Genomic DNA, 18300 nt, shown 5'->3' with positions numbered 1-18300 from the left:
TCTGGAACTGACGAGCGAGGAGCGTTCATGGCGGCCCATTTCTCCCCTGAGCACTCGAAGAAGGCATCTGACGACAGCGTTGCGACGAGCGACGTCGGTCATTCCCGCGAGGACGTGGAGTTCTACACTGCGGCGCGCAAGGGCGGAAAGGGCGGTGGCCCGAGCCGGGGCAAGAAGATCGGCATCGTCGTCGGCATCGTGCTTGCCGTTCTTCTCGTCGTGGGTGGGACCTGCGGCGTCCTTCTCTACAACTCGGCCATGTCGGTTAAGTCCCAGGCGCAGGAGTTGATGGACCAGGCCGGCCCGCTCAAGGAGGCCCTCAAGAACGGCGACGCGGAGGCGCTCGACGAGGCGGTGGGCACCGTTCAGGAGCGCATGGCCTCGATTAACGCGGAGGTTCACTCCCCGCTGTGGGGGCTTGCCTCGATGCTTCCCGTGGTGGGGGAGGACATCCAGAGCGTCCAGAAGCTCGGCGATGCCGGTGCGGCGCTCGTCGACGACGCGCTCGTGCCGATTGCCGACAGCGTCTCGGGGACGGGCCTTTCCGACCTCATGCAGGACGGTACGATTAACGTCGAGCTGATTCAGTCCATCTCCGATGCCGTGAGCTCCTCGCTGCCTACCATCGAGGAGTCGGTGGACACTATCGCCAACCTGCCCGAGGCGCACATCCCGCAGCTTGCTGAGGTGCTCGACAAGGTCCAGGGACCTGTGAGCGAGGCTCAGGAGCTCGTGGGGCAGGCGAAGCCGATTCTTGAGCTGCTCCCGCAGATGCTCGGTTCCGACGGCCAGACGCGCACGTATCTCGTGCTCGCGCAGAACAACTCCGAGGTTCGCTCCACGGGCGGCATGCCCGGCTCCTGGGGTACGATCAGCATCACCGACGGCGCCATCTCCATGGGCGAGTTCACCACGGTCGTCAACCAGGAGGGCTTCAACGTCCCCGTGCTCGACGAGGAGCTCAATCACATCGGATGGACACTCGGCACCAATGCCGCGCAGGTTACGTATACGCCCAACTTTGTGAGGACCGGCGAGATTGCATCCGAGTACTGGAGGCAGGCCGGTCTTGGTGACGTTGACGGCGTCATTGCGATCGATCCGGTATTCCTGCAGCGGCTTCTGGGCCTGACGGGCGGCTTCACCGCAGATGACGGAACGACGATCGATGGGTCGAACGCTGCCAGCGTTCTGCTCAGTGACACGTACTGGAAGTTTGGAAACGACGCGACGGCGCAGGACGCCTATTTCGGCTCCGTTGCCGCGCTCGCCTTCAAGAACATCATGGGCAACCTCGGCAATGCCGGAATGACGGACCTCATGGACGTCATCGAGCAGTCCGCCAAGGATGGTCGCCTGCTGGTGTGGATGGCCAACGAGGACGAGGAGAACGTCATGAGAACGCTCGGCATCTCGGGGGAGATGGGCTCCGATCCGACTGACCCCCAGCTGGGCGTGTACCTCAATGACGCAACCTGGAGCAAGATTGACTGGTACGCCTCCTGCTACACGCAGATCGGCGAGGGCGTTGCCAACGATGACGGCACGACGAGCTATCAGGTGACGACCACCCTGACCAACACTTTGACCCCTGATGAGGCGCTGATGGCTCCCAAATACGTCACTGGCTACAACCCGCAAAAGAGTGAGATTTCCGACATGCTGACCTATGTGTACTTCTTTGCGCCGGCTGGAGGCAGCATTTCAAACATGAGCGTCGAAGGGTCCGGCTCGTGCGGCGCGTTCACCAACGCGACGGGATATGGTCTTCCGATGAGCTACGCCCTGACGTCCCTGACGTCGGGGGAGAGCGTGACCTTCACGTATACCGTCACCACCTCCGCCGAGGCGGGGAGCGCTCTTACGCTTAGGACGACGCCGCTCGCGCAAGAGTCCCTCATGCAGGCGCTCATCGCGTAGTCATACGAGCTCGGAGCAGCCATGCCACGCGTCTCAGTTATCGTTCCCGTCTACAACGTTGAGCGCTACCTTCCGCAGTGTCTCGACAGCCTGATGGCGCAGACGCTCGAGGACATCGAGTTCGTCTGCGTCAACGATGGCTCGACCGACTCCTCGCTCGAGCTGCTGAGGCGCGCTGAGGCTCAGGACGCTCGCTTCAGGGTCATCGACAAGCCCAATGCTGGCTATGGGCATACGATCAACCTTGGCATCGCCGAGGCGCGCGGTTCGTACGTGGGCATCGTGGAGTCTGACGACTTTGTTGAGCCGGACATGTTCGAGTGCCTGCTCAAGCGTGCGGAGGCGGACGATCTTGACGTCGTGCGCGCCAACTACTGGCTCTACTGGAGCACGCCCGAGGAGCGCGACGAGCTCGTCGACCTCTGTCGGGAAGAGCTCTGCAGGTGCGCGTTCGACCCGCGTGAGCTCAGCGCGCCGTTCTTCTTCTCGCCCGCGCTCTGGTCCATGCTTGTCCGTCGTGACCTCATCGTCTCAAACGGCCTCAGGTTGCTCGAGACGCCCGGCGCGTCGTTCCAGGATACCTCGTTCAGCTTCAAGATCTGGGCGTGCGCCCGTCGGGCCGCTCTCGTTCACGGCGCCGTTCTGCACTATCGTCAGGACAACGAGTCCTCGTCGATCAACAACCGTGACAAGGCTTACTTTGTCTGTCGGGAGTATGCCGAGGTGGAGCGGTTCGTGCTTGAGGACGTCTGCGACCCCCGCCTTATGCCTATCGCTCAGAAGCGCAAGTATGACGCCTACGTGTGGAATCTCGCGCGTATCGACCCCTCGCTGCGGCCGGAGTTTGCGAGCCGTGCCTCCGCGGAGCTGGGCGCTGCGCTCGAGCGTGGCTGGCTGGACACCGGGCTCTTCTCGCCAAGTGAGCGTCGTGCGCTCAAGGTGCTCCTGAGGAGTCCCGAGACGTTCGTCGCGCGCGTCAACGACGGTCTTCCGCCCTCGCGTCCTGCTGCTCTGTCCCGTGCGCTCAGGAGGCTACGGGGACGTCGGAAATTCCGCTAGTATAGCTACAGGCACTGACCACTGCATTTGCAACGAGGAGTCTCGATGTCCCTGAAGGGTGCCCTCTACAGGCTTTTGAACAGCAGCAGAACCGGCAAGGCCTTCTTTCAGGCGAGGAGGGACCTTCGGGGTGACGAGACTGTCAGGGCGGTGGAGGCCTCCTCCTACGACTTTGTCGATCGGAGCCGTGGCAGCGACAAGCTCTGCATCGTTCTGGCCGGCTACAAGCCCACGTTGTGGGCTGACGTGTTTGGGCGGCTGGCTGCCTACGTGCCTGAGGACGTTGACGTCTGCATCATGACGAGCGGTCTCGTCAACGATGAGCTCAAAGACCTCGCCGCCCGACAGGGCTGGTCGTATCTCTCGACCTCCGTCAACCACATCTCCTTCGTGCAGAACCTCGCGATCGAGCTTCATCGCAAGGCGCGTTGGGTCTACAAGGTAGACGAGGACATGTTCCTCACCGAGGGGTTCTTCGAGGCCCTGTTTGACACCTACCAGTGCGTGAAGGCGGAGAGCCTCTACGAGCCGGCGTTCGTCTCGCCGCTGATCAACGTGAACTGCTACGGTCACCTGCGCATCCTCGAGAAGCTCGGCCTTCTCGACGACTTTCGGGCCACGGGGCTCACCGACGTGAAGTTCACCGATGGCATCCACCACGACTGCCAGGTCATCGAGGACCCCCGCGTGGCCCGCTATCTTTGGGGTGACTCGCGCCCCGAGCTCAGGGACATCGACGCGCTCTCGAGGCGCTTCCGCAAGGAGGGCTTCTCGTACTCGGTCTGCCCCATTCGCTTTAGCACGGGCTCCATCCTCTTCACCCGCGACGCATGGGAGGAGTTTGGTCGTTTTCCGATCACGGCTACGAGCGACTCCTGCGGCCTGGGCGACGACGAGGAGTGCCTCTGCCGCTACGCGTGCTTCACCGGGCGGGCGATCGTCGTCTGCGAGAGCAGCGTGGTGGGGCACCTGGGCTATGGCGGCGCTCAGACAAAGGCCATGCTCGCCTATCACGACGAGCATCCCGAGCGCTTTGCCCTGAAGGCCTCCGCAAATGTCTAGCGAGGCCGGAGGGCCTGCCGCCGAGCGGCCCAGTATCAAGATTCTCATCTCTTGTCACAAGGGCGTCGCCTATCCAAAAAGCGAACTCTTCCTGCCCGTCCACGTTGGGGCGGAGGGGAAGGCCCCGCTGGAGGGGATGCAGCCGGACAACGAGGGCGAGAACATCTCCGACCGCAACTTCACCTACAGCGAGCTCACCGCGCAGTACTGGGCCTGGAAGAGCCTCGACGCAGACTATGTTGGCCTATGCCACTATCGTCGCTATTTCTGCTTTGACGGGAAGCGGCATCACGCGAACGATCACGCGCAGATTGAGGACCCCTGCCTCTGCCCGAGCGCCGTCGAGCGTTACCACATCGACGATGCCCGGGCCATCAGGGCGGCACTGGAGAGCCACGACGTGATATGCGCGCCCGAGTGGAGCGTGCTGGGGGTTCCGACCCCCGAGGGGGTCAAGCGGACGGTGCGCTCGCACATGGTCGGCTACGACCTCATGACGGATACCGATCTCGATGAGCTCGTCAGGATCTGCTGGGAGCTCAAACCGGACTATGTCGATGAGCTTGTCCGCTATCTCAGCGGCAGCCGCTACCTCGGCTACAATTGCTTCGTCATGAGACGCGAGCTCTTCGAGCGTCTCTGTGAGTTTGAGTTCCCGATTCTCGAGGAGTTTGACAGGAACTTCTCGTACGAGGGACTGACGGGCAACCGCAGGCGCATCTGCGGCTACCTCGGCGAGATTCTCTTTAGTACGTTCATTGGGCATCTTGAGCATGTGGAGGGCTGCCCGGTATATCGTGCTCCGCTCGTCTTCTTCGAGGAGACGCCCCCGCGTGTGACCCTAGAGGTCCGACCCGGCCGCCTGCCGCTCTTTTGGCGCTTTCACGGGCGCTCCGCCGAGATGCTGTCCGTGGCGGTGAGAGGGCTGTTTGAGCGGCTCGATTCCTCTCATAGCTATGACCTTACGATTATCGCCGACGCAGATTTTGATGGAGCGTGTCTCATGCGGTTGATCGGCGAGGCTCCCGGCAATCTTCGTGTAAGGCTTGGCGCACCTCAGACACTCGACTGTCCGCGCCCCCTGCCCAACCTTGACGCTGAGGAGCTGGATGCGTTGCTCCCACTGCTTCTTCCGTCTCTGCTCGCAAGTAGGGAGGATGCCGTTGGGCGAGCGCTGTGGCTCGAGGGCTGCGTCCTCTTTGAGTGCGACCCCTCGACCGTTGTCGAGAACGCTCCTGACGCGTCTTTCTCTGCGGTCCGTGACGTCGACCTCGAGGCCGGGCTCAGCAGGACGGATGACAAGGTGTTCTGCAGACGCTATCTGAAAGCTGCGGGCAAGCGACAGGGGCTTGACAGGTCGGTGCTCGTTGTCGACCTTGAGGGGGCTGACGGCTTGCCCGGCGTTAACGGCTTGCGCGTCGAGCTGGATGCCGTGCGCGCGGCTCTGGGTCGCAGGTACGCCTTTGCGACCAAGAGTGCCCTTCTCGTTCGCCTGGGTGCGATGGAGATTGAGTCCGACCTGGTCCGTCCGGTGCCCGATCTCGTCGAGCACCCTGATGCCCCCCATGCGGAGGCCTTCTGGTCGCTTGCGCGACAGACTCCGGCCTATGAGGTTCTTCTCGCCAAACGTGAGGGGGCGGCCGAGGCGCCGTCGCTCAAGGACAGGCTCTTTCCCCCGCACAGCCCGCAGAGGCGGCTGCTCGGGAGGGTGAAGGCGATCGTGCGAGGGTTCGTGCGCCGAGGCTAGCCAAACTGGGCGCGGTACGCGGCGCAGACCTCCTCGACGGGGCCGTCCATGCGCTGGACGCCCTTCTCGATCCAGATGGCGCGCTGGCAGATGCGTTCCACCTGGTCCATGGAGTGCGAGACAAACAGTACTGTGACGTTGCCCGACTCGATGAAGTGTTGGATGCGTCTCTCGCACTTCTCCTGGAAGAAGACGTCGCCCACCGAGAGCGTCTCGTCGACGATGAGGACGTCGGGCTCGGTCACCGTGGCGATGGCGAAGGCGATGCGCGCGACCATGCCCGACGAGTAGTTCTTGAGGGGCATGTCCATGAAGTTCTGGAGCTCGGCGAAGTCGATGATCTCCTGGAGGTGCTCGTCGATGAAGGCGCGATTGTAGCCGAGAAGCGCGCCGTTGAGGTAGATGTTCTCGCGCGCCGTGAGCTCCGGGTCAAAGCCGGCGCCGAGCTCGATGAGCGGCGCGATGTTGCCATGCACGGTGACGTTTCCCTTTGAGGGCTCGAGCACGCCGGCGATGCACTTGAGCATCGTGGACTTGCCCGAGCCGTTGGTGCCGACGAGGCCCACGACCTCGCCGCGGCGCACCTTGAAGCTCACGTGGTCGAGCGCGTGGAACTCCTTGAAGAATAGCTCGTGCCTCATGAGCTTGATGAAGTACTCCTTGAGGTTGTTGAGCTGCTCGCTCGCGATGTTGAAGATCATCGTGACGTCGTTGACCTCGATGGCGTAGTCGTCAGTGGTGGGTGCCATGTCAAGAACCGCCTAGATGTAGAGGATGAACTTGTGCTCGGTCTTGCGGAACACAATGAGGCCGGCTATCAGAGCGAGTACCGCCCAGAGGGCAGCGAGGGCGATCACCAGGGGCTCCGGGGAGCTCTGGTAGACGATCGCGCAGCGCATCATCTCGAGGTAGTTGTACATCGGGTTGAGCTTGACCACCGCGATGACAAACCAGGGGGCGTTGGAGTTGGTGAGCAGGGAGATGTCCCAGAAGATGGGGGTGAGGTAGGTCCACGCCGTGATCACGACGCTCCACAGGTGGATCATGTCGCGGAAGAAGACCGCGAGGGCGCCGATGAGCAGGCTGACGCCCATGCAGAACACCATGAGCAGGGCCAGTGCCGGAATCATCCACAGGATGTGCCAGGTGGGCATCACCCGGAAGAACAGCATGACGATCGCGACGGCGATCAGCGAGAAGGAGAAGTTGAAGGCGGCCGAGAAGACCTTCTGGACGGGGAAGACCCAGCGGTCGACCTTGACCTTCTTGAGCAGCGGCGCCGCGTCGATGATCGAGCGCAGGCCCGAGCTGGTCGACTCGTTCATGAGGGAGAACGTGATGTTGCCCACGATGAGGTAGAGCGGGTAGTTCTCCACGTTGGACCCGCGCAGGAAGTAGGAGAAGACGAAGCTCATGATGATCATCATGAGCAGCGGGTTGAGGACGCTCCAGATGACGCCAAGGACCGAGCGACGATAGCGCAGCTTGAAGTCCTTGGAGACGAGCTGCTCCAGGATGAACCGGTCCTTGGCGAGGTTGTTCGCAACGTGCGCGGCGATGCTGTCCGATTTGATGCCCGTGCCCAAAATGCCTCCTGGCATGAAGTGAGGTTATGCGTCCTGAAGACCTACGAAATCCTAACACAGCCCGTAGCGGGTCATAGAATGAGCAGAGGCGGTATAACTAACAGTGCGGCGCCCATCGCACTAGACAATGGGCGCCGCGATCCCTCTCTTCGGGCAACTAGAGGTTATAGAGCCTATATAGGAAGGCTGCCATATCACAACGAGCGACGTTGGCATAGGGACGGAACGTGTTATCTGGGAATCCGGTCGTGATTTTTGACGATGCAAGCCAATCAATATCCCCTGCGTGAGGAGTGCTTGAACTCACGTCAAAGAAGCTGGCCTTACTTGAAGAATCGCTTGCTCCCGCCTTACCAGATAGCAGCGCAAGCCGATGCAGAAATGCCGCCATGTCACATCTAGCTATGGTCGCATAGGGGCGGAAGGTTCCGTCGGAAAACCCCGTGGAAATTCCCGTGTGAGCGAGCCAGAGAATATCCTCCGCATGAGGAGTCGTGCTATTGACATCCGAGAACGAATCCCAGTCACTTGTCGCAGGAGTCCAAGTGGCAGCTCCGTCAACACCCATTCGAACGGCAAGCCTTCTCAGGAATGCGGCCATATCGCAGCGGGCCACACTGCTATACGGTCTAAAGGTGCCATCCGGAAAACCCGTCGTGATTCCGTTTTCTGCGAGCCAGTAAACATCGTCAACATGAGGGGTGGTTGAGCGCATGTCAGAGAAGGCCTTCTCGTTCACGCAATTGGAGCACGGCTCATATCCTTTTGAGAGGGCTTCCTCAAGTGTCATCGATCGCGGTGATGTCATGTTTGAGCAGTCGGATACATAGTGATATTTTGAACCGGTTTTCGGAACGTAGACCGTTCTGGTCATATCAACTGCTTGTGCAACTATGGGGCAGAGTCCACTTATGAGGACGAGCGTGCACAATATCAAACAAATATGATTTGCGAGCTTGGCAACTCCTTTTATCATGTTTTATCCCCTTCCCAATGGAGACGAAGAAGTGCATTGCGATTCTTAGTGTAGGTTAATAAAGGAGTTACATCGTCAAACGAGAGGTTAGCGGTCGCCTGATTTGGGTGAGAGGCGCGCTTGGGAAGAGTGGGCGAAATAGGGTTGTTGAGCAAAATCAGCGCCCATCATCACACTGAAGATTTGCGATAACGGGCGCTGTCATTTGATGTATAGCTAAACTTATTGCATGAGGCCGTGGATCCGTTTTAGGAACGCTGCCATGTCCTGTCGCGCAACGGCGCTCATGCCTCGGAAGGTGCCGTCCGGGAAGCCCGTGGAGACGCCCGTGTGGCCGAGCCACCAGACCTCCTTGCAGTGGGGTGTGTCGCTCGTAACGTCAATGAAGCGCCTCTTGTCCTCAGCGCTCGGGGTGTAGCTGGGAGAGCCGGCGATTCTGTAGAGGAACGCTGCCATGTCCTGTCGCGCAACGGCGCTCATGCCTCGGAAGGTGCCGTCCGGGAAGCCCGTGGAGATGTCATTCCCCGCAAGCCACCAGATATCTTCATGATGCTCGGTCTTGGCTGTTACGTCACCGAAGGCAAACTTATAGAAGGGAGGAAACGCATTGATATCGACATTACCCGCGACTCCAGATACAGCTCCGGTACTGGTGTACTGCCAGGCAAGGCACCCGTCGAAATAGGGGTTCTCGAACTTCAGCGTTGCCGAGCCGTACTCAGCGGCCCATGCCGCTCTCTCCCAAATGTAATCCGACTTGAGAACGTCATTGAGGTACGAGCGGTATGAGTAGACGCGCACGTTATTGTATCCGCGTCCAGACAGAGTGCTGCAGTACTGTCTGACGATTGCGTCGTAGGTCTTGACGTCCGAAGGCGGCTCGTGTCCCGTCCACACCCACTTCTCTAGATCGTAGAAGACCGGAAGCTTTGGCGTGCAACCATACTGCTCAATAAGGTCTGCAGTAAAGTTGGCCTCATCTGCAGCCATGGCTGCATTATATGCATAGCTATAGAGATAGACGCCATAAGGTATGCCAAGCGTATTGCACGCTGTAATGTTGTTCTTGAGTTGATAGTCAGCCCGGTCGCTACCAAATCCGAGACGAATGATGGCGCCGTCGACCCCGGACTCTTTGACGGTGTTCCAATCGATGACCCCGTTATGCTCGCTTACGTCTATGACCTTGTAGGCGGGGTCAAGATACGTGTTTGCATTGCCGTCACGGAACGCCTTCAGATTGGCGTCGACCTCGCTCGTGCTCCAGCTGGGGCCAGCAGAGAAGGTGGAAGCTGCCGGTTCCTCAACGCTTGTAAGCATGCGCTCTGGGTTGGGCGGAGTATTAATATCATTATGCGAATCCGAGTCTTCCTCGGCGAAGGCGGCGGCTGGCGCTAGCGTGGATGCTCCCACGCATCCCGCGAGAACAAGTAGTTCCCTACGTGTCAAAGTTGGCTTGGGCGTCTCCATGGGCCTCTCCGGAACAATCGGCAATAGGGCGTAATCCAGATTAACTTATTTGACGATATCGGCGCACAGGGACTTGAGGAGTGACCTCTGGTTCTCCAAGAACTGTGCATGAGTTTTTGGGGCTGGCTGATCGGAGATGAGCGTCAGAACTGTTCCGCGAACATCCCGTTCAAACTCGCTCAGCGAAGCGAGATGACACGGATCAGAGAGCAACTGGACTAAGTGGGTCATCTTGTTCATATAGTGAGGATGATTTTCAGCGCAGACGCACAATGTATTGACGCCCTGAATCAAAGAGATGAGAGCTGCATGATACTTATAGGATATTAGGAAATCATTTTTTTCAAAATGGAGGCCCCCAAGAGTCCCTTGATACGAATCAACGACTAAGTGCTCGTCAGGAATTCCGTCGACGAGTTCAGCACAATATCGAGCATCGTGCCCGCCACGGTCATTTAGGAAGGGAATGAGATGGAACTCATAGTTGTCGCTGATTTCGGGCAGGGCGCCTAAAAGCAGCTCAATTACTGTTCTGTAGTGACCAAGCAGGTTCGGGATAGATAAGGGAACAAGCGCAATTCGGAGCGGAGCATCGTTGCGCCGGACCGTGTGCAGGGGGAGTTTCGCGAGCTGTGCGTTTGCGAACGCGAGGTCCTCGCATACTTGGATGGCATCGCCGTTGATTCCTGAACTCTCGAGGACCTTCTTTGAGTATGGATCCCGAAGCGAGAAGGCAATGCTGTTTTGGACGATTGGGCCAAGCTCGCGTAGATAGGCGCGATCAGAAATCGAGTCATTTGTGCTGAGGCCAAGGCAATACACGCGCTTGCCCCGGGCAATCATTTTCTTCGACAAGCGGATGAAGAGGTTCCCCGTGTTCGTGTTATTTGGATCGTTATCATATTGGTCGTCGTCGATGATCGCTCCGCCGCCCCAAACCAACGTCGAGAAATGATCTACAAGTTGATCGAGATCCCAGGTTGATTTTGGGTAGTGGAGGATGGTAACCCTGGGGTCAAGCAGATCGGTAGGATAGTAGAAGTTATCCCAGAGCAATACGGAGATTCGATCGAGAGAATCCTCGGGAAAGCACTGCAGAAGCGTCTGGAGCATGAGCTCGTCCCCGAAATTCTCGGCTCCGTACCACCCAGCAACAAGAATATCCGAAGCACTCTGGGCAAGTTTGATAAAGTATTCAAGATTGATGTAGCGTAGGTCACCGAGGACAGAAAGAAAAGAAGTCTGATTCTGACGAATCTGTCGAAGTTCGTGCTCTATCTTTTCTGTTTTGACGCTCTGCTGATTCAGGGCTTCTGAAAGACTGTCGGTCCGATTGAGGAAAGCCCTCGACGTCGGAGGCAAGAGGGGGCGGATTTCGTCTTTGAGGCCCATGGTGCTCCATTCGGGGTGGGAGGTGTCTCTTGGCATCAGTATATTGGTTGACACCAGAAAGAGTCTACGCAGTTCGCACGCCATAATCTGTTGCCCGTAAGGATGTTTTGATTTCTACTAACAACAAGGATGGCTGTCTTGGTCGCAAGCCCCACCCTCGTTCTTCTCGCCCCACCGGTGGCGAATCGGCCCCCAGCGGATTGTCGCGTCTGAGGGAGGCGTTTCGGGGTAACATACCCCTTGTGGCAATCGCCACGGGTATCGCGCGAGAGCGCAGCTTTTGCCCTGCGGGGCAGAGAAAGAAAGGCACGACATGGCACAGGGTACTGTCAAGTGGTTCAATCCGGACAAGGGCTACGGCTTCATCTCCCGCGAGGATGGGGACGACCTGTTCGTTCACTACTCCGAGATTCAGATGGACGGCTTCAAGACGCTGGACGAGGGCCAGGCCGTCGAGTTTGACGTCACCACCGGTCAGAACGGCAAGCTCCAGGCTTCCAACGTCCGCAAGCTCTAGGCTTTAGCGAACACGGCGACTTGGAGGGGCTCGGACTTCGGTCCGGGTCCCTTTTGCGTATGTGGGTTCTTCTCGGCTGCACGTTCTTCTTGGCCGCGTTTTCACCGAGACGGAGGAAGTGCAGAAAAACGTCTAGGAATCGCCGACCTTTTCTGCAGATGCTCCGCCTCGGTGCGCGACGTGGCATCGATCGCACGCTGTTCCTTCGATGCATTTCGTCGTTCAGCTGACATATTTCGCTGGAAATTTTACGGATAATCCGTAAAATTCTGTCTAGAGATACGCAAGAGAAGGGAACTCCAATGCTCACGTCCTTCTCGTTCAGGAATTACGGGCCCTATCGCGAAGAGGCTCGGCTCGATCTGCGCGCCGCCCCCGCGTACAAGGAACACGAGTACAACCTGGTGGCATCCTCCATGGGCGAGAAGCTTCTGAAGGTCGTTGCCATCTATGGAGCCAACGCCTCCGGCAAGAGCCAGCTGATAAAGGCCTATCGGGCCTTCTCGAGCATCGTCACAGAGTCCTTCAGCCAGGTGGACGAGCGCGCCGCGAACGCCCCTGGCGACCATGTCGCCGGCCGAAACGGGTCCGCGCTTGCGCGGCACTACAACCCTTTCAAGTTTGCCTCCGACGACGAAGACGAGACCGAGTTTGAAGCAACGTTCGACGTCGGGGAGGGCGAGATCAGATATGGCTTCTCGACCGACGGCAAACGCGTGCTCTCCGAGTGGCTCTATCTAGTGAAGGCGTCCACCAAGCGACTGAGCGTCCTGCTCGAGCGCGAGGGGCAGGACATCGAGTTCGGCTCTTCCATTCGCTCCGAGTGCGATCGGTATGCGGAGAACATCTCCGAGGAAACGCTGGTGCTCTCGTTCATGAGCGGCATTGCCCTCAAGACCCCGTATTTCAAGGTCGCCAAGCGCTGCGTCTCGAGGACGTTTGCCTTCACCAGCATCTCTTCCGAGGTCGTGGACGATTTCCTTGAGGACGTTGCCCTCGAATATGCGAACGAGGACAAGCACGCTCGTCTTCTCGAGTTCCTCAGGGCGATCGACGTCTGCATCGAGGACGTCTCCGTGGAGAGAAACGGCGACAGCGTGCTCGTGTTCACGCACCATCGCGGTGCCGACGGCCGGAGCTATCGCGTTCCGATCTCGATCGAATCCGAGGGAACCAAGAAGGCAATCGTGCTCTTCTACCTTCTGAGCGCAGCGGTCGACTCCGGCGCCACCCTGCTCATGGACGAGCTCAGCGCGGCGCTTCACCCGCTGCTCGTCCGTGCGCTCATAACGCAGTTCCACCGCGAGGGCGTCAAGGGTCAGATCGTCTTCACCACGCACGACACCTCCATGCTGGACAGGCGATACCTGCGCAGGGACCAAGTGTGGTTCGTGGACAAGAACGAGAGCGGCTCATCCGAGCTCTACTCGCTCGCAGACTTCAAGCTGCGCAACGACACCAACTACACGAAGGGCTACCTCTCCGGAATGTTCGGTGCCATCCCCAGGCTCAGGGAGTTTGTGCTCGGGGGTGACGGAAGTGAAGGATAGCGGGAGGTTCAGGAGTCGTCGCAGGCAGAGGGGGCCGCGGACTACCGAGACGAGGAAACCTCGGTGCGGGACCTTCCTGATCGTCTCCGAGGGGGCGAAGACCGAGCCTCACTATTTCGAGGGCCTGGTCAGGTCGCTCGTGGGGACCGTGCCCGACGAGGTGGAGATCGTGGGCGCCGGCCGCGTCACCACCTCGTTGGTCGAGTGGGTCGCGAAGAAGGTGAACCGTTCTCCCCGGAACTACGACAACGTCTGGGTGGTGTTTGACCGGGACGACTTTGAGAGCTTTGACGAGGCGGTTTCCGCTGCGGAGCGAAACGGGTTCCGTGCCGCATGGAGCAACGAGGCGTTTGAGTATTGGCTCTGTCTCTATCTGGGGCGTTATGACTCGGCGCTGTCGAGGGGCGACTGGGTCGACATCCTCGACGCCGCCTTCAGGAGGGCGGGGCACGGCGGCTTTGAGAAGAACCGCGAGGACGTCTTCGAGGTGCTCAGCGACCTTGGTGATCACGAAATGGCAAAAAGGTTTGCCAGGAGAGTGCGAGAGCAGTACAAAGCGGAAGAGCCGCCTTCGAGGCGCAACCCATGCACAACGGTTGACTTGCTCGTCGAGCAACTGGAGAGCGCGCTGGGCGACTGATTCCGTGCCGCAGTTTCTTCTCGACACGCTCTTCTTCATCGAGACGGAGGAACTGCGGAAAATCGTCTAGGAATCGCCGACTTTTTCTGCAAATGCTCCGTCTCGGCGCGCGAGGGTCGACGGCGCTGCCGGCGCGCCACGCCCGCCCCTTGACAACAATCCGAAATCGGACTAATGTGGCAGGCCCACGAACCTGCCGACCATGGAAGGGGGAGCGGTGCCCGACACGCAGGACCGGCCGGCCAGCGCGCGTGAGATCGACGTGCTCTACCGCGAGAGCGACAAGCTCTACTACGAGCTCGCGCGCGGCTGCGGCCTCTCCGAGACCGCGTACTGGATCATCTACGCGCTCGAGGCCTCGGGCGGCAGCGTCACGCAGCGCCAGATTGCCGGCGACTTCTCGTACTCCAAGCAGACGGTCAACTCCGCGCTCAAGACGCTCGCGGCGCGCGGCCTGGTGGAACTCGTCCCGGCCGAGAACGACCGTCGCACCAAGCTCGTCTCGCTCACGCCCGCCGGCCGTGCCTTCGCCGACGAGCGCGTGCGCCCCGCCATCGCGGCCGAGGACCGCGCCTTCACGAGCCTCGCCCCCGCCGAGCGCGCCGAGCTGCTTCGCCTCGTGCGTGCCTACGCGAGCGCCATCGACGCCGAGCTCGCGGGTCTGAGAGAAGGGAGGGGGCAACAGTGACCGAGAAGAACGCTGCGCCCCGCCGCGACTACAGCAAGCGCACCGCCGCGCGCCTGCTCCTGCGCCTCATGGCCCCGTACAAGGGAACGCTCCTCGCCATCCTCGTGGCGGCTCTCTGCGACATGACCGGCATGCTCTTCATCCCCACGCAGCTCTCGGCCATGGTCAACGTGGCCGTGAACACTCGTGACATGAGCGCCCTCATGGGTCACGGCGTCGCCATGCTGATCGCTGCGTTCGTGGGCTCCGGCGGCTACCTCACGACGGTCTACCTCACCTCGCGCCTATGCGCCAAGATCGGCCGCGACCTGCGCACGCGCGTCTACGAGGCGTCGCTTGCCTTCTCGGCGTCGGACTTCAACGCCTTCGGCACGGGCTCCATGATCACGCGCACCCTCTCGGACGCCAACGTGGTCCAGCAGACGCTCCTCATGTCGATCCTCATGATCTTCCCGGTGCCCATCGCCTGCGTGATCGCGGTGGCGTTGGCCTTCTCCACGGACGTGGTGATGGGCTGGGTCCTGCTTGCCGTCACGCTCGCGGTCGTCGCGATCTGCGTGGCGGCCGTGGCCAAGTCCGCGCCCATCTTCACGCGCCTGCAGGGCTTCATCGACAACATGAACACGCGCCTGCGCGAGTCGATCACTGGCGTGCGCGTGATTCGCGCCTTTGGCAAGGAGGCCCACGAGCGCGGCCGGCTGGACGAGACGTTCGCCGACTTCGCCACCAACGCCATCCGCGTGAACGTGGTCTTTGCGCTCACCGACTCCGTCACGTTCTTCCTGATGAACGCCGTCGAGGCCGCGATCATGTGGGTCGGCGCGGACCGCGTGGGTGCCCACGCCATGCAGATCGGATCGATCTCGGCGCTGGTGGAGTACGCGATGCTCATCATGATGTTCCTCATGATGGCGCAGTTCGCGATCCTGCAGGTGCCGCGCGCGCTGGCCTGCCTCACACGCGCCGCCGAGGTGCTGGGCGTGGACCCGGAGATCGCCGACGACCCCGCGCCGCGCTCGCTCGCCTCGGGCGAGAAGAACGCCGAGGTCGCGCGCTTTGACCACGTGAGCATGCGCTTCCCCGACGCCGACGAGGAAACCCTGCACGACCTCACGTTCTCCCTGCGTCGTGGCGAGGTCACCGCGATCATCGGCAACACGGGCTCCGGCAAGTCCACGATCGCGCGGATGCTCCTGCGCTTCAACGACGCCACGGGCGGTAGTCTGAGCTTCGGCGGCGTGGACGTGCGCCGGCTCACTCAGGCCGACCTGCGCCGCCGCATCGCGTACGTGCCGCAGAAGGCGTGGCTCTTCTCGGGCACCATCGCCGAGAACCTGCGCCACGGTGACGCCGCCGCCCCCGACGAGCGCCTCTGGCACGCGCTCGACGTGGCCCAGGGCGGCTTCGTGCGCGAGCTGCCCGACGCGCTCGGCACGCGCGTGGCCCAGGGCGGCACCAACTTCTCGGGCGGGCAGCGCCAGCGCCTGGCCATCGCCCGCGCCCTCGTGCGCGAGGCGGACCTCTACGTCTTTGACGACTCGTTCTCCGCGCTCGACTACAAGACCGACGCGGCGCTGCGCCACGCGCTCGCCGGCGAGCTCACGGGCGCGGCGACGCTCATCATCGCCCAGCGCGTGAGCACGATTCACGACGCGGACCAGATCGTGGTTCTGAAGGACGGCGAGGTCGTGGGCCTGGGGCGCCACGACGAGCTCATGCGGAGCTGCCCCACCTACCGGGAGATCGCGGACTCGCAGACGAGAGGGGGCGCCGCCCATGAGTAGCGAGAAGAACCAGGAGCTCGACCAGGCCGCCGAGCTCGAGCGCGGGGAGGCCGCCCTGCCGCCCGAGGAGGAGCTCGAGGTCCCGACCGACGCCCTCGGCACCGCCCGGCGCCTCTGGGACGCCGCGCGCGGGCAGCGCTGGCGCCTCGTCGTGGCGGCGCTCTGCTCGGTGCTCTACGTCGCCGGCTCGCTCGGCGCCACCGCCTACAGCGCCCACCTGATCGACCTGCTCTGGGCCAACATCCAGGCCGCCTTCGCGGAAGGGGAGAGCTTCGTGGCCGCCATCGGCAACGGCGGCGAGGAGATCCTCGCGTTTCTCGGCATCTGGACGGCCGCGTGGCTCTTCTACACCGTGCAGGTGCTCGTCATGGCGAGCTTTGCGGAGCGGCTGAACCTGGGCCTGCGCCGTCGCATCGGCGAGAAGTGCGCCCGCCTGCCGCTCGCCTACTACGACGCCCACCAGCCCGGCGACACCATCAGCCGCGTGACCAACGACCTCGACAAGGTCTCCGAGGTGCTGCAGCGCGGGCTCCTCCAGCTGCTGATCGCCGTCACCATGGTCGGCGGCGCGATCGTGATGATGAGCACCTACAACCTCATGCTCACGGGCGTCTTCGTGACGTTCGCGCTGGTGGCGAGCGTCGTCACCAAGGTCGTGACCGGTGCCACGCTCAGGGTCGCCGCCGCGCGCCAGGCCGCGCTCGGCGAGCTCACCGGGCGCGTCGAGGAGGCCTACTCGGGCCGCGCCGTGATCAAGGCGTTCGGACGCGAGGAGGCGAGCCTCACCGACGTCCGCGCGGCCGCCGAGCGCCTCGCGCAGACGTCCGGCACCGCCGACTTCGTGACCAACGCGATCGCGCCCGCCATCCGCTTCCTCATGCGCCTCTGCCAGGTGACCGTGGGGCTTCTCGCCGGCGGGATGCTCGTCATGGGACAGATCTCCGTGGGCGTCTTCCAGGCGTTCTTCCAGTACGTGATGCAGGCCTCCGAGCCCTTCACGCAGCTCTCGCTCACGGTGAACATGCTTCAGGGGGCGCTCGCCGCCGCCGAGCGCGTGTTCCGCCTGCTGGACGAGGCCGAGGTCGTGCCGGACCCGGCCGAGCCGGCGGCGCTGCCGGAGCCGGTGCGCGGGCGCGTTGCCTTCGAGCACGTGCGCTTTGGCTACGCGCCCGACCGCCCGCTCATGCGCGACGTGTCGCTCGTCGCGGAGCCGGGGCAGAAGGTGGCCATCGTCGGCGCAACGGGCGCGGGCAAGACGACGCTCATCAATTTGCTCATGCGCTTCTACGAGGTGGACGGCGGCCGCATCACGCTCGACGGTGTGGACACCCGCGAGCTCACGCGCGCGGAGCTGCGCCGCCAGTTTGGCATGGTGCTGCAGGACGCGTGGCTCTTCGAGGGCACCATCGCAGAGAACATCGCCTACGGCAAGCCTGGCGCCACGCGCGAGGAGGTGGAGGCGTCCGCCCGCGCGGCGCGCGTGGACTTCTTCGTGCGCACGCTGCCGCACGGCTACGATACGCTGCTCGTGAACGACGCCGAGAACATCTCCCAGGGCCAGCGCCAGCTGCTCACCATCGCGCGCGCGATGCTCACCGACCCGGCGATCCTCATCCTCGACGAGGCCACATCGAGCGTGGACACCCGCACCGAGCAGGCCATCGTTCGCGCGATGGAGGCCATCATGGAGAACCGCACGAGCTTCGTGATCGCGCACCGCCTCTCCACGATCGTGGACGCGGACCTGATCCTGGTGATGGAGGCGGGCACGATCGTGGAGCAGGGCACCCACGAGGAGCTGCTCGCCGCCGGCGGCGCCTACGCCGAGCTCTACCGCAGCCAGTTCGCGTAGCGCCGCCGCTGCGCCGTCCTTCTCGCCCGTCGCCCTTCTCGCCCGCCCTTTTCGCCG

Annotated in this window: 15 protein-coding genes; 10 read left to right on the top strand and 5 right to left on the bottom strand. The window is 61.8% G+C overall.

The genetic code is table 11. The features are described from left to right. The first annotated feature begins 27 nt into the window (after window positions 1-27). From H6A07_RS08095 to H6A07_RS08080, 4 genes are read left to right on the top strand one after another with little or no spacing between them, the layout of a single operon-like run. Complete coding sequence (locus tag H6A07_RS08095; protein ID WP_204814418.1) at window positions 28-1920, top strand: DUF4012 domain-containing protein; 1893 nt, start codon at window positions 28-30, stop codon at window positions 1918-1920. A 21-nt stretch (window positions 1921-1941) separates the two neighbouring features. Then, complete coding sequence (locus tag H6A07_RS08090) at window positions 1942-2979, top strand: glycosyltransferase (protein ID WP_204814417.1); 1038 nt, start codon at window positions 1942-1944, stop codon at window positions 2977-2979. Window positions 2980-3024: 45 nt separating this feature from the next. Then, entirely contained in the window at window positions 3025-4041 is a 1017-nt protein-coding gene (locus H6A07_RS08085; protein WP_204814416.1) for a hypothetical protein, read from the top strand. Beyond that, window positions 4034-5788, top strand: coding sequence for a DUF4422 domain-containing protein (locus H6A07_RS08080; protein ID WP_204814415.1), 1755 nt, complete (start codon window positions 4034-4036; stop codon window positions 5786-5788). The genes H6A07_RS08085 and H6A07_RS08080 overlap by 8 nt, the downstream gene beginning before the upstream one ends. On the opposite strand, the gene H6A07_RS08075 is transcribed toward H6A07_RS08080, so the two are convergent. From H6A07_RS08075 to H6A07_RS08055, 5 genes are all read right to left on the bottom strand, one after another. Further along, complete coding sequence (locus H6A07_RS08075) at window positions 5785-6537, bottom strand: ABC transporter ATP-binding protein (RefSeq protein ID WP_204814414.1); 753 nt, start codon at window positions 6535-6537, stop codon at window positions 5785-5787. The two genes, H6A07_RS08080 and H6A07_RS08075, sit on opposite strands and share 4 nt — an antisense overlap. Window positions 6538-6549: 12 nt before the next feature. After that, complete coding sequence (locus H6A07_RS08070; RefSeq protein WP_239471163.1) at window positions 6550-7374, bottom strand: ABC transporter permease; 825 nt, start codon at window positions 7372-7374, stop codon at window positions 6550-6552. A gap of 157 nt (window positions 7375-7531) precedes the next feature. Then, the gene (locus H6A07_RS08065; RefSeq protein ID WP_204814412.1) at window positions 7532-8350 is read right to left on the bottom strand and encodes an S-layer homology domain-containing protein; all 819 of its coding nucleotides are present in this window, start codon (window positions 8348-8350) and stop codon (window positions 7532-7534) included. Between the two features lie 222 nt (window positions 8351-8572). Further along, complete coding sequence (locus H6A07_RS08060; RefSeq protein ID WP_204814411.1) at window positions 8573-9820, bottom strand: glycoside hydrolase family 25 protein; 1248 nt, start codon at window positions 9818-9820, stop codon at window positions 8573-8575. Between the two features lie 45 nt (window positions 9821-9865). After that, complete coding sequence (locus H6A07_RS08055; RefSeq protein ID WP_204814410.1) at window positions 9866-11212, bottom strand: polysaccharide pyruvyl transferase family protein; 1347 nt, start codon at window positions 11210-11212, stop codon at window positions 9866-9868. Window positions 11213-11525: 313 nt separating this feature from the next. On the opposite strand from H6A07_RS08055, the gene H6A07_RS08050 reads away from it, so the two are divergent. From H6A07_RS08050 to H6A07_RS08025, 6 genes are all read left to right on the top strand, one after another. Then, complete coding sequence (locus tag H6A07_RS08050) at window positions 11526-11729, top strand: cold-shock protein (RefSeq protein WP_075279965.1); 204 nt, start codon at window positions 11526-11528, stop codon at window positions 11727-11729. Between the two features lie 302 nt (window positions 11730-12031). Then, window positions 12032-13279 carry an AAA family ATPase gene (locus tag H6A07_RS08045; RefSeq protein WP_204814409.1) on the top strand — a complete coding sequence of 416 codons (1248 nt, stop codon included), beginning with the start codon at window positions 12032-12034 and terminating at the stop codon, window positions 13277-13279. Continuing rightward, a complete protein-coding gene (locus H6A07_RS08040) occupies window positions 13260-13919 on the top strand; it encodes an RloB domain-containing protein (protein WP_204814408.1) in 660 nt (219 codons plus the stop codon). The genes H6A07_RS08045 and H6A07_RS08040 overlap by 20 nt, the downstream gene beginning before the upstream one ends. A gap of 217 nt (window positions 13920-14136) precedes the next feature. Beyond that, complete coding sequence (locus H6A07_RS08035) at window positions 14137-14607, top strand: MarR family winged helix-turn-helix transcriptional regulator (RefSeq protein WP_342636579.1); 471 nt, start codon at window positions 14137-14139, stop codon at window positions 14605-14607. After that, window positions 14604-16391, top strand: coding sequence for an ABC transporter ATP-binding protein (locus tag H6A07_RS08030; protein WP_342636578.1), 1788 nt, complete (start codon window positions 14604-14606; stop codon window positions 16389-16391). The genes H6A07_RS08035 and H6A07_RS08030 overlap by 4 nt, the downstream gene beginning before the upstream one ends. Beyond that, window positions 16384-18243, top strand: a complete 1860-nt coding sequence (locus tag H6A07_RS08025) for an ABC transporter ATP-binding protein (RefSeq protein ID WP_204814406.1) — start codon at window positions 16384-16386, stop codon at window positions 18241-18243. Before H6A07_RS08030 ends, H6A07_RS08025 begins: the two co-directional genes overlap by 8 nt. Window positions 18244-18300: the final 57 nt, after the last annotated feature.

This window comes from Olsenella uli, assembly GCF_016899935.1.
Classification (GTDB): Bacteria; Actinomycetota; Coriobacteriia; order Coriobacteriales; family Atopobiaceae; genus Thermophilibacter; species Thermophilibacter uli_B.
The sequence above is the reverse complement of the archived record's forward strand: the minus strand, read 5'-3'. Positions and strand labels throughout refer to the sequence as shown.

Bases quoted from the DNA above. Each gene is read 5' to 3' on its own strand.
- H6A07_RS08095 (WP_204814418.1), top strand. From the start codon at position 28: ATGGCGGCCCATTTCTCCCCTGAGCACTCGAAGAAGGCATCTGACGAC.
- H6A07_RS08090 (WP_204814417.1), top strand. From the start codon at position 1,942: ATGCCACGCGTCTCAGTTATCGTTCCCGTCTACAACGTTGAGCGCTAC.
- H6A07_RS08085 (WP_204814416.1), top strand. From the start codon at position 3,025: ATGTCCCTGAAGGGTGCCCTCTACAGGCTTTTGAACAGCAGCAGAACC.
- H6A07_RS08080 (WP_204814415.1), top strand. From the start codon at position 4,034: ATGTCTAGCGAGGCCGGAGGGCCTGCCGCCGAGCGGCCCAGTATCAAG.
- H6A07_RS08075 (WP_204814414.1), bottom strand. From the start codon at position 6,537: ATGGCACCCACCACTGACGACTACGCCATCGAGGTCAACGACGTCACG.
- H6A07_RS08065 (WP_204814412.1), bottom strand. From the start codon at position 8,350: ATGATAAAAGGAGTTGCCAAGCTCGCAAATCATATTTGTTTGATATTG.
- H6A07_RS08060 (WP_204814411.1), bottom strand. From the start codon at position 9,820: ATGGAGACGCCCAAGCCAACTTTGACACGTAGGGAACTACTTGTTCTC.
- H6A07_RS08055 (WP_204814410.1), bottom strand. From the start codon at position 11,212: ATGGGCCTCAAAGACGAAATCCGCCCCCTCTTGCCTCCGACGTCGAGG.
- H6A07_RS08050 (WP_075279965.1), top strand. From the start codon at position 11,526: ATGGCACAGGGTACTGTCAAGTGGTTCAATCCGGACAAGGGCTACGGC.
- H6A07_RS08045 (WP_204814409.1), top strand. From the start codon at position 12,032: ATGCTCACGTCCTTCTCGTTCAGGAATTACGGGCCCTATCGCGAAGAG.
- H6A07_RS08025 (WP_204814406.1), top strand. From the start codon at position 16,384: ATGAGTAGCGAGAAGAACCAGGAGCTCGACCAGGCCGCCGAGCTCGAG.